The organism is Pseudoalteromonas sp. SG45-5, from assembly GCF_014164085.1.
Taxonomy (GTDB): Bacteria; Pseudomonadota; Gammaproteobacteria; order Enterobacterales; family Alteromonadaceae; genus Pseudoalteromonas; species Pseudoalteromonas aliena.
The window spans coordinates 51,421-63,588 of the sequence record NZ_JACJEM010000016.1 but is presented as its reverse complement, the minus strand read 5'-3'; the positions used below and the strand labels follow the sequence as shown (position 1 = coordinate 63,588).

Here is a 12,168-nt window from a genome sequence, read left to right as displayed (position 1 = left end):
ACTTAATATATACACTGTAATTATATACATACTTTAGGTAAATCATCCCATGCTTTCTGACTCACTAAAAAAAACAATTAGGCAAGTACACCAGCATGTGGCTAATAACCTAACTGATTACCGCCCGCGAAGTAGCCAAAACTACCTTGTTGCCGAAATAGCAAAAACCCTTGCAGGCGACTATCACAAAAAACAACGTATATGCGTTATTGAAGCAGGCACCGGTACAGGTAAGTCTCTTGCCTATTGTTTAGGGGCATTGCCACTGGCCTTGGCACAAAAAAAGAAACTGGTTATTTCTACCGCAACCGTTGCACTTCAAGAGCAATTAATAGCAAAAGAGCTCCCGTTTTTTAAAAAGCATTCAGGGCTCGACTTTAAATTTGATTTAGTAAAAGGTCGTCATCGTTATATTTGCGCCCACAAACTACACAACGCTGTAAATGGCGATAGCCAAACACAAATGGACTTTATGCCAACGCTTACTTCCCCCTTAAGCGCAATGGAAACCAAATGCTTAAATGAGCTATACAACGCGTATGTAAATAAAAAATGGCAAGGCGATAGAGACAGCTGGGCCGACACAGTACCCGACAGAATATGGAACTTAATCGCGTGCGATAAACATTCGTGTCAGCGCCAAATGAAGGCCCATCAAACGTGTCCGTTTCAGCTTGCTCGTAATCAATTAATGCAAATGGACGTATTGGTAATTAATCACTCATTACTACTTGCTGATTTAGATTTGGGTGGCGGTAAAATTTTACCAGAGCCCGACAACACCATTTACGTTATTGATGAAGCGCATCATTTAGCACATATAACTCGCGATTTTTCATCTGCTGCTGCCACAATAAAAGGCACCATAGAATGGCTTGATAAGCTTACTAAGTTTAGTGGAAAAATGGCTAAAATTTTAGTGGGTCAAAAAGCAATAGGGCAAAATTTTAAACTTTGCGACAGTATTAACGACGCTAATAAAGATTTAAAAGTAGTGCGTGATATTCTTGATAATGCGGACTTTGAATACTCAAAAGATGATACTTACCGCTTTGAGCACGGTGAAATTCCAGAGTCGCTGCACAGTAAAGCAAAAGACATAAGTGAAGCTACACAAGATGCCCTGCGCTGCTTAAACAAAATGCACGACACCCTTACGCAAGATGTAAGCGACGGCGATATAAAACCGTACGTTGCCGATCCAATATTAGGTGAAAGCGGGCAATATATTAACCGGTTAGAGCAACTAAACAAACTTTGGTTTAGTTACGCTAAAAAAGGTGAAGGTACGCCTCATGCGAGGTGGATAAAACGCCTTGAATACAAAAATCACCACGACCATCTATTAAGCGACTGCCCTATTGAAGTCGGTTATTATTTAAAAGATAAGTTATGGCGAGAATGCGCGGGCGCTGTTTTGTGCTCTGCTACATTAAGTGCACTCGGCTCGTTCGATCACTTTGCTTACGAAACCGGACTTGCTAAGGAAGAAGGCGTTAAATTTATTAAAGCACCTTCTCCTTTTGATTACCCAAAACAAGCCACTTTACGTATCCCAGTATCGAAAGTAGAACCAACTGATAAAGACTTTAGCGACCATTTAGCTCAAACATTACCAGAATATCTAAACGATAAAAAAGCAAACCTTGTATTGTTTGCTTCCTACTGGCAAATGGACCACGTAACAAAGTTTCTTAGAACAAAAGGTTTTAACTTATTAGTTCAAGGTGAGATGTCGCGAGAAGCTTTACTAAAAGCACACACTAAAAATATAGACGAAGGCAAAGGCAGTATTTTATTCGGGACACAGAGTCTTTCAGAAGGGCTTGATTTACCTGGGAAATATTTAGAGAACCTAATAATTACCAAAATACCGTTTGCAGTACCGACTTCTCCAATAGAAGAAGCACAAGCAGAATTTGTACAAAGTAAAGGCGGAAATCCATTTTTAACGATTACCGTGCCCGACGCCGCAAAGAAATTGGTACAAAGCTGTGGTAGACTGCTGCGAAAAGAGAGTGATGAAGGCTGTATTACTATTCTCGATAGGCGCTTAGTTACCAAGCGATACGGCAAAGCCATGCTCGACACCCTACCACCTTTTAAAAGACAAATAGATTATTAATGTTTGAACTTGCACTCGATCCAACAACCTGGGCTGTTTTATGTGCTGTTGCACTTGCCGCAGGTTTTATAGACGCTATCGCCGGCGGCGGTGGCATGTTAACTGTGCCCGCTTTATTAACCGCTGGCCTACCTCCACATTTAACACTCGGTACCAATAAACTCGCTGCCAGCTTTGGTTCTTTAACGGCAAGCTATACCTATTACAAAAAAAACTTATTTAGTCCAAAGTTTTGGGCCGCCTCCATTATTGCTACCGCAATAGGCGCACTGCTAGGAACTGTTATTGTTGATCATTTAAGTATTGATTTTTTAAATAAACTACTCCCGATTATTATTATTTTGGTTGCCGCCTATAGCTTATTTGGTAATTTAAGTACCACCGAAGGGGATGAACTCCCTAAACTAAACAAAGCAATGAAAATAAAACAATGGCTACAGGGTTTAGCATTAGGCTTTTTTGATGGATTAGCAGGGCCTGGCACGGGTACTTTTTGGACTGCCTCGAATGGCATGCTTTACAAAATGAACCTGCTACTCAATTGTGGTTTAGCGCGTTCAATGAACTTTGTTTCTAACTTTATATCATTGATCACCTTTGTTGCTTTGGGCCATGTAAACTTTTTACTTGGCATAACAATGGGCTTTTTTATCATGCTAGGTGCATGGTTTGGCGCGCATTCAGCGATACGTTTTGGTAGTAAATTTATTCGTCCAGTTTTTAATACCATGGTTATACTTTTAGCGCTAAAACTAATTTACGAGGCTTATTTTTAATATGCATTCAATGGCTTTAGATAAACTACGTCATCAAATTGCAACGCTAAAACAGCAAGCCGAGCAATTTGATAAAGCTAAACTTTTTTCTAAAAACCGTTACATGCAAGCGCAACCTAGCTTATTTGATCGCGCCGTTTTTAGTACAAAAAGTATGAACTTAGCAGACTATGTAATTGAAATAGAAGACGAAGTGTCAAGGTTACCGCCAAGCGAGCATCGCCACGCTTATACCTATGCACTTGAGCGTATAGCAACTCAAGTGCAAGCAGTTTTTAACGTCATTAAATCAACACCTATTTGGGTTAAAGAAAACAAAAGCCACTATAAACCACGCCCAAAACAAGCGGTTTACAAACAAGCTGTACAAAAAATCATGCAGTCGTCGCACGAACTTTACGACGAATTAAAACAAAACCATGAGTTTGAACGTCGTTTAGTGCTTATGATTGAAGAGCGAAAAATGCAAATGGATAAAGCGTCGCCTGCTAAAGCACAAAAGCTTAACCTTGAAATATTAAGTACACATGCTCGCTTAGGGCGCTGCAGAAAAGCAATTTCTGCAACCGAAGATAAAATACAACAAGTAGAAAAGCAACAGCTTCGTTAAAACACTTTTATTATGGTGTTTAACTGCCAATTTTGTTCTGATCAAAGCATAGCTATATCAGCTATTCACTTTAAAAATCAGATAAAATTAACAACCTTCCGTATACCGAATAACAATTCAAAGCTGCTATCGATTTATGACTAACCTTGGTATAAACTCAATATCAACAGCATGGAATAAAAAAGAGTGATAGGAATATGCGATTACATGACGACATACACAATTACTACGAAAAAATTGTTCTTGAAGAAATAATAAAACTTAAACTTAGCGAGCAATATAACGAAGATGTAATGGCAGATTTTTGCTGTACTATATTAAATCAACTTCCTCCTCGATACATTCGTTATGATGTAGATATGGCATTTTACTTACCACAAACTGAGCGTTTACATATGGAAGAACGCGTTCAAACGGCAATTAATGTCGCTATTAACCAAATCTCAAAAAAGAAAGACTTAAATGAGCAATTCACTAAATCAAGCGCCTGAACATATTAAACTTGCAGTCGATTTAATCATGATACTGGAGCAACACGATATTGCTCCAGAAGACATTCTTAAAGCACTCGAAATAGTTAAAGATGATTTTGAAAAAAAACTGGCTTCGAATTAATTCTTATTCGATTACATAAACTAAGAGTAGTGCAACACCTTCAAGTTTAATCCTATCAACTTTGATTAAAGCGCGACTAACTAACACTCTAAATTTTTTAGCTTATTTTTTAATATGCCAGTTCCTAATATGGCTTACACTATTTATAAACCCTGCTACTCTAAAAGCCAACTAACATAATTAAAGTACTATCATGACCTTAGCAAGCTTACTGCGATTGTTTTTTCTGGCCGCTATTTGGGGCGCATCTTTTTTATTTATGCGAATGGCAGCCACCAGTTTAGGACCTGCGGTATTAATTGAGTTTAGAGTTGGCTTTGCTGCAATTACGTTATTTATTGTTGCTTTGTATTTAAAACGCCGCTTAGCGTTTATCCAACATAAAAAACACTTTTTTATTATAGGCGCGTTTAATTCTGCCCTGCCGTTTTTATTTTTTGCTTACGCAGCCCAAACAATTAGCGCATCCACACTCTCAATTTTAAACTCTACAACACCAATATGGGGTGTTGTAGTAGGAATTTTATGGACAAAAACAAAGCCCAATAAAAGTATGGTGCTTGGTTTACTACTTGGCTTAATAGGCGTTGCAATACTTGTTGGGCAAAATCATTTTGTATTAAATAGCCAATCCATCATAGCTATAGTAGCAGCATTGAGCGCATCACTTTGCTATGCCATTGCATCGCATTACACTAAAAATGCGCCTAAACTGGCCCCCTTCGATAACGCCCATGGCTCAATGTGGGCTTCAAGCTTTATGGTACTGCCGCTTATCTTATTTATGCCAATACGAGAAATACCAAGCACCCACGTTATGCTAGGAGTACTCGCATTAGGGGTTATATGTACCGCACTTGCTTATATATTATTTTTTAAATTAATCGACGATATTGGCCCAACTTCTGCCCTCACGGTTACATTTTTAATTCCGTTATTTGGTATATTTTGGGGGCATCTAATTTTAGACGAGAAAATAGGGGCCAATACATTACTAGGCGCACTGTTTGTAATTATAGGCACTATGCTGGTTACTGGTTTCTTACCACGAAAAAAGCACTTAGCTAAACCGCTAAGTACTTAAAAGTTCGTACTACTTTTTACGTTAAGGTTTGCTGTTTATTCGTTGGTTTGGGATTGCTGAATAAGTAATAACAACTCAGCAGTAGCAGTTGCATCGGCCAATGCTCGGTGATGGCTGGTTAAATTTAAATTAAAGTGTGATGAGAGATTACCCAGTGAATACGACTTCAGTCCTTTAAACGCTTTGCGCGACTCAACCACAGTACACATTTTTGGCATTTTAAAAAAGTGCCCTGCCATCTCGCATTCTTTTTTAATAAAACCATAGTCAAAATTAACGTTATGGGCAACAAAAATAGTGCCTGTGAGCTTATCTAACAGCGGCTGTGCTATTTCGGCAAATACAGGAGCGTTATAAACCATACTGTCACTAATACCAGTTAAAGATGTTATGAAGCTTGGTATATGTCGCTGTGGATTAATTAAGGTAGTCCAGCTATCAATTACTTTTCCGTGCTGTACTTTTACAAGGCCTATTTCGGTAATGCGGTTACCGCCTTTCAAACCGCCAGTGGTTTCTATATCGATCACACTGTAAACACGGTTGGGGTCTACAAACCATTTAACCGCAGCAATATGTACTTCAAAGCCCACATTTTTTAAGTTATCGATGGTGGTTAGTTGGTTGCGCCTTAGTTTATCGCCTGGGGCTTTTACCTCCTCAAAATGTACTTGGCCATTATTAATTACCATTAAGTCGGGGTAGCCGTCTTTTAGCTGTGAATAATGCTTACTCATATTCGTTAAATGAGTAATTAACGCCTTAATAGGGCTATTTAAAATAAGTGCTTCTAGCGGTTGTAGTAACTCATTATGCCACCTAAATAAGCCATTGGGTTGCTCAAAATATTGCGCTGCATTTTTACATACTAAATTAAGCAATGCTTGAGGTGTTTGGCACTGTGCTAAACGATCATTTATTTGTGTTTTCTGCGCTTTATAAAAGTTATCAAACCTTAATACCTGCGGATAAATGTCAAATTCGTTACATGGCGGATAAGGCGACTCTATAAATAGCTCTTGCCAAAATACTAATCCAAATAAACTTTGCCAAAGCGTGTTTTCGGTATTAAATACTTGCATACCTTGGCGAGTATAATAATCGTTTACGCCCTGCTCTACTTCACCTCGGTACAGTTCATCTATTTCGAGTACGCACTGTGTGTCGGCAAGCATGGCACTCAAACGCGAACGTGTTTGTTTATTAAACTTACGCATTAAAAAATCGTCAGCAAAATACAGTAAGTCATCAGTAAGTGGATTTTCGATAATGGCGTCTAATCGCGCTTTTACCCACTCTTTATTGCTAAGTCGGTATTGCTCTCTTATTTGAATTTCTTGTGCTTCACTATCATCCATGCAGGCTTCAAGTAAGCTAAAGGCAAGTTCGCTATCAACCCCTTTTAATTGTCGATAAAGCCTAACTAATAATTTATTTTTTAACGCAACCGCAATTGCACCATGCGCGACTTGCAATAAAACCTGCGACGCTAAAGCAACATAATCGTTTTCATCTGTTATATTTTTAAATGTTAATCGGCAGCGATTTAATAAATAGTTAGAGTGCGCTTCATCAAGGGTTTCAAAGCGCGATAAACTTTCACTTTGCCCTTCACGTGTCGCAGTTAAGCCTAAATCTCGCATTACAAACCGGTTTTGATGATTCACATCACCAATACTGAGCTTACCTGCAAATAAAAACTCAAAATACTCGTAAAAATCACTGCGGCTGTTAATAACATACTGGCTATAAAGCGGGGCAAGCTCTTGTGGGCAATCTTTAAAAAATGCACATGCAATATCCACTAGCGCGCCTTTAGCAGCGCTCTTTTTAAAGCTTATTTGTTCTGGGTAACTACTTAGTAACTCAACCAAGGAAGGTTTCGTTAAATGTGTTAAAAGCTGTGCATAGTGCAGCTCGTTTGGCTCAAATAAAATACCGGCCGTTTTTAGCGTATAGATAGCCTGATGCGGTGACGCTATTTCTTCATAATTGAGCGACTGCGCCTGTACTAGATAAGGCTTTCGTGAATATACACGCGCCAACATACACTGGCTTTGCTCATCAAGCTGGTTAATTTTAGCAATAAACACTTCATGTTTGGGCTCAAGCAAGTGTATGCACTTGCTGGATACAAACTCAATAAGATCTCTAAAATGCGCTAAATAGTACTTTGCTGGTAATTCTTGTTTCATAATATCGCCACAACTGTATATAAAAACAGTATCTAGTATTTGCACTTATTATTCAATCTTAAAAATACTCTAATGGTGATTTACTATATCTGTTCGCCCTTTCAATATTGGTGCTAAGTAGCGACTTAAAATTATTGTACTTTAGGATCAATATAGGCTTTCAACTGATGCAGCAAGAAAAAGCTTAAAATAAATAGATGCTAGCTTATATAACGACTCCGATTGCGCGCGATCGTTTATAAGCGCCGCCGCGCGGCTACATCAAAACTAACTCACTATTTTTCTATGAGCTCAGCTCTGTTGATTATTGTGTTATAAATAGCCATACCTTTCTTACCTGTTTAACAAATCTGAAAGAATTTTTTCACAAGCCTACAAATTGGCGTACTGCACCTGTATTATTGAAAGCCTATGCAAATTTAACCACAAGCTAAGGTGCACAAATGCGTTTATTACATACCATGTTACGAGTTGCTGATTTGGACAAATCAATTGCGTTTTATACTCAAATATTGGGCATGAAAGAATTACGTCGCGCAGATAATGAAGAGTATCGTTACACCCTCGCGTTTGTAGGCTATGGGAATGAAAAAGATAATACGGTGTTGGAGCTAACTTACAACTGGGATACAAACAGCTACGACTTAGGTAATGCTTATGGTCATATTGCAATTGAGTTTGACGATATTTATAAAGCCTGTGCAGATATAAAAGCTGCTGGAGGTAATGTAAGCCGTGAACCGGGGCCTGTAAAAGGCGGTACTACTGAAATTGCTTTTGTAAAAGACCCTGATGGCTATGCAATTGAGCTTATTCAGAAAAAAGATAACATGAGCAACTTTTAAATTACTTAACAACTAATTCAAGTAATAACAATTTGCTTAGCTATGGAGAGATTTGATTTTATATATTGTTCAAATGGTTATGCAGATTGGTATTAAATAAAAAGGTGCTCAGGGCACCTTTTAGCGTAATTGACTGTCTTTACTACCACGTCGATTAACCGTGCTCGCGCCAGCTCTTTTACGCTCAATAGTAGCTTGGCATTGAACGCAATATCGTACACCTGGAAGTGCGAGTCTTCGCGCTTGCGGAATTGCCTCATCACACTCTTCGCATAACTCGGCACTCGCGCCTGATATCAAATTGCTTCTTGCATATTGCACGGCGTCATTCACACTTGCATCTATTTGATCTTGAATTGCACCATCTCTTGCCCATCCGCTTGCCATAAACCCTCCTAATACGTTGGATGCTTAAACTTACACTACCAAACGGAATATTTATAAGTACTGAATAAATGAAATAACTCTCTGATTTAATATCGTTGCCGGTGCGAAAAACCAATAACTAATGATTAGACAAAAAAAGCAGCTAAAAAGCTGCTTTATAACAATAGCAATTACTTAATTAAACATTAAAGGTTGTAATCAACAACCTTCATGCCTAATTTTTCAAGCTCTGGGCGGAGCGTTTTAGCATCGCCTACTACCAAGTAAACCATCTCTTTGGTATTTAAATGCTTTGCAGCCAACGCGTTAATTTCGTCTTTGCTTATTGTGCTTACGATCTCATTACGGTCTTTAACAAAGCTTGGCTGTAAATCATGTTCCAATATCTGAGCAAGGAAACCTAGCTTTGCATTAGGTGTTTCATATTTAAGCGCATCCTTTTGATTGATCGCTTGACGCATAAAGCTCAACTCATCATCTGTGATACCATTTTGCGCATAATTATTTAGCTCATTCGTAAATTCAACAATAGAGGCTGCTGTAGAGTCTGCACGAACTGCGGCAGATGCTGTAAAACCACCTGATGTTGCATCGCCCCAAAAACGCGTGCGTGCACCGTAGGTGTACCCTTTATCTTCACGTAAATTTAAATTTATACGACTATTAAAATTGCCACCAATTGCAAAGTTCATTAAGTTAGATTTAAAGAACTCACCAGTAATGTCTTCAATCATACCGCGCTTACCAATGCGAATTTCAGACTGAGGTGCATCTGGTTTATCTACTAAGTAGATTACATTTCCTGCAATTTTTGGCTCTTCAAACTTAGCTGTAGATACAGGCGCTTTACCTTGCCAATTATTTAGCGTATTTTTGATTTTGCCTTGTAATGCAGATTGATCTAAATCAGATACTACGATTACTTCACTGCCCTGAGGTTTAAAGTTTGATTGATAAAACCCTTTTACATCATCAAGGTTAATAGCGGCTAAACTTTCTAACGTGCCACCATTTGGCAATGCTGCAATGCTATTGCCATAAAGCAATTTACTGTACGCGTTAGTTGCTAAATAACCTGCATCTTTCATTGCATGTTGAATGTTCTGGATGCTTTGTTGTTTGTTACGATTGAAATCATCTTCACTAAAAGCTGGATTAAATAACTTCTCTTCAACCAAAGCTAAAGTCGCATCAAGGTTTTTTGTTAAGCTTGAAACAAATATATTTGTGTGCGTGCTATTTGCAGAGATACGAATGCTGCTTCCAAGTTTTTCAAGCGCGTTACTCATTTCCTCTGTTGTATAATTTTGTGTTGATTCACTTAACAATGCGGCGGTCACAGAAGCAAGACCCACTTTTTTAGCTTGCTCGTTATATTGGCCACCAGGCACTTTAATAAGTAAAGAAGTCGTTGGCGTTTCAGTGCTTTGAGTCCCTAAAACCGCAATCCCATTATTGGTCGTTGTTTGCCATAATGTAGGCACATCCACAGCTGGATTTTTACCTGCTGTTGGTTGTTTACTTCTATCAAATGTATCAACTGCCTTACGTGCAACTAAGTCGTCTGCACTTGTTGATGATGGACCACCGAAATCATGAGAAATTGGAGTGAAATTATCTTTAGCTGCAATTAACTGAGGTTGCCCTTCAGGCACTACACTCATGATCACTGCAAATTTGTCTTTAACATAGTCATTAAATACTCGCATTACATCCGCTTTTGTAACGCTATTATAGCGAGCGATGTCATCTCTAATGTAATTAGGGTTACCCGTGAAGGTTTCAAATGCTGCAAGCTGAGAGACTTTACCTGAGACGCTTTGCAATCCAAAAATTGCGCCAGATTCTATTTTTGCTTTCACTTTATCTAAGTCATCTTGCGTTACACCGCGTTGTTCAAACTCAGTAAATGAATCACGAACAATTTTTTCTATATCAGCCAGTGTTTTTCCCGATGCTGGATTTGGTAAAGCATAGATACTTAATGAACATGCAAGCTCACGACATGGATGGTTAACGCCCGCCTGTACAGCAAGTTGGGTTTTTACTAAGTTTTTATATAAGATTGAATTATTACCACCACCAATGATCTCGGCTAGTATATCAAGTGGTGCTTCATCTTCGTGACGTGCATAGGCAGTTGGATAATTAATACTCAACAGTGGTAAGTGAACCTTATCTTCCATTGAAATATAACGATCAGCATCGAGGGTTACCGCTTGTTTTTCTGCATTCTCAACTTCAGGACCACGCGGGATCGGTGCAAAATATTTGCTAACTAACGGCACTACTTCTTCCGCACTGATATTACCACCAATAGTAATAGTTGCGTTATTTGGACCATACCAACGTAAAAAGAATGCTTTGAGATCATTAACATTGACGCGATTTAAATCGTCCATAAAACCAATTACCGGCCAAGAATATGGGTGGCCGTCTGGGTAAAGAGCTTGTGACACGCGTTCATTTAAACGACCATACGGGCGATTATCTACACGTTGGCCACGTTCATTTTTAACTGTTTCCCGTTGTACTTCAAACTTCTCTTGCGTTACAGCATCAAGCAAAAAGCCCATACGGTCAGCTTCTAGCCATAGCATCTTTTCAAGCTGGTTTACGGGTACTGTTTCAAAGTAGTTAGTGCGATCTGAGTTAGTAGTACCATTTAGCGTACCACCGGCCTCAGTAATCATTTTAAAATGCTCTTCATCAGCTACGTTTTCAGAACCTTGAAACATCATATGCTCAAAAAAGTGAGCAAAGCCTGACTTACCCAACTCTTCGCGAGCAGAACCTACATGGTATGTTACATCTACATGTACTAAGGGATCTGAATGGTCTTCGTGAACGATAACCGTTAAGCCATTATCTAGTTTGTATTTTTTATAAGGTATATTGATTTCACCCGCGTTTGATTTCACTGATTCAACAAGTATAACGCCAGGAATTGATGTTTCTATAACTGTATTTTTATCAACCACTTGAGTTGAGCTGTTACAAGCAGTTAAGCCTGATGCAAGTAATACAGCAAGTGCAATTTTTGTGAGTTTCATTCTTTAGTCCATTTTTAATTAACTCAATGAGTTTATGATTTAATTAAGCTGGGTACAAGAGAATGAAAACGAACAATTACCGTAGTTTGTAACTAAGTGTGACTGGAATAAAACATGATAGCTCAAGTACACAAAATAAATTTAAATTAATATATCAATAAGGGATTTGATAGATAGGTCAAATCGAAATTAGTATTATTTATCGGATGTTTATTTTTTAGGTGCTTAAATAAGCATTGAATTTATTTTTAAGTAAAAGAGTGGTTTTTTAAACGTATTATATGGATAGGATATAGCTAATTGATACAACTTTTAATAACACTTTACTCACTTTTCATTTGTTTAATAAAGTGAGTGGCGTCCCCAAGGGGATTCGAACCCCTGTTACCGCCGTGAAAGGGCGGTGTCCTAGGCCTCTAGACGATGGGGACACATAAATGTGTCACTAGGACAACTGAATTTTTAGACTCGTTTCAGG

At 38.5% G+C, this 12,168-nt stretch carries 10 protein-coding genes and 1 tRNA gene; 7 read left to right on the top strand and 4 right to left on the bottom strand.

Going from position 1 to position 12,168, the window contains the following annotated elements; translation table 11 throughout:
* Positions 1-49 precede the first annotated feature (49 nt).
* The 6 genes from dinG to H5119_RS07200 all read left to right on the top strand — a co-directional run bounded on the left by dinG (position 50) and on the right by H5119_RS07200 (position 5,210).
* Positions 50-2,125 (top strand): ATP-dependent DNA helicase DinG, encoded by a 2,076-nt coding sequence (gene dinG, locus H5119_RS07225; RefSeq protein ID WP_182701737.1) that lies wholly within the window; start codon positions 50-52, stop codon positions 2,123-2,125.
* Positions 2,125-2,901, top strand: coding sequence for a TSUP family transporter (locus H5119_RS07220; RefSeq protein WP_182701736.1), 777 nt, complete (start codon positions 2,125-2,127; stop codon positions 2,899-2,901). The genes dinG and H5119_RS07220 overlap by 1 nt, the downstream gene beginning before the upstream one ends.
* A gap of 1 nt (position 2,902) precedes the next feature.
* Positions 2,903-3,511 carry a primosomal replication protein gene (locus tag H5119_RS07215; protein ID WP_182701735.1) on the top strand — a complete coding sequence of 203 codons (609 nt, stop codon included), beginning with the start codon at positions 2,903-2,905 and terminating at the stop codon, positions 3,509-3,511.
* A gap of 197 nt (positions 3,512-3,708) precedes the next feature.
* Positions 3,709-4,002, top strand: coding sequence for a late competence development ComFB family protein (locus H5119_RS07210; protein WP_138586127.1), 294 nt, complete (start codon positions 3,709-3,711; stop codon positions 4,000-4,002).
* Positions 3,974-4,126 carry a DUF2496 domain-containing protein gene (locus tag H5119_RS07205; RefSeq protein WP_182701734.1) on the top strand — a complete coding sequence of 51 codons (153 nt, stop codon included), beginning with the start codon at positions 3,974-3,976 and terminating at the stop codon, positions 4,124-4,126. The genes H5119_RS07210 and H5119_RS07205 overlap by 29 nt, the downstream gene beginning before the upstream one ends.
* A gap of 193 nt (positions 4,127-4,319) precedes the next feature.
* Positions 4,320-5,210: a DMT family transporter gene (locus H5119_RS07200; protein ID WP_182701733.1), complete on the top strand. Its 891-nt coding sequence runs from the start codon at positions 4,320-4,322 to the stop codon at positions 5,208-5,210.
* Positions 5,211-5,245: 35 nt separating this feature from the next.
* On the opposite strand, the gene H5119_RS07195 is transcribed toward H5119_RS07200, so the two are convergent.
* Entirely contained in the window at positions 5,246-7,405 is a 2,160-nt protein-coding gene (locus H5119_RS07195; protein ID WP_220492875.1) for an exonuclease domain-containing protein, read from the bottom strand.
* Positions 7,406-7,848: 443 nt separating this feature from the next.
* On the opposite strand from H5119_RS07195, the gene gloA reads away from it, so the two are divergent.
* Positions 7,849-8,250, top strand: a complete 402-nt coding sequence (gloA, locus tag H5119_RS07190; RefSeq protein WP_182701732.1) for a lactoylglutathione lyase — start codon at positions 7,849-7,851, stop codon at positions 8,248-8,250.
* Between the two features lie 120 nt (positions 8,251-8,370).
* On the opposite strand, the gene H5119_RS07185 is transcribed toward gloA, so the two are convergent.
* From H5119_RS07185 to H5119_RS07175, 3 genes are all read right to left on the bottom strand, one after another.
* Entirely contained in the window at positions 8,371-8,637 is a 267-nt protein-coding gene (locus tag H5119_RS07185) for a DksA/TraR family C4-type zinc finger protein (protein WP_182701731.1), read from the bottom strand.
* 185 nt (positions 8,638-8,822) lie between these two features.
* Positions 8,823-11,690, bottom strand: coding sequence for a pitrilysin family protein (locus H5119_RS07180; RefSeq protein ID WP_182701730.1), 2,868 nt, complete (start codon positions 11,688-11,690; stop codon positions 8,823-8,825).
* Between the two features lie 355 nt (positions 11,691-12,045).
* Positions 12,046-12,121 (bottom strand) — tRNA-Glu (locus tag H5119_RS07175).
* Positions 12,122-12,168 lie beyond the last annotated feature (47 nt).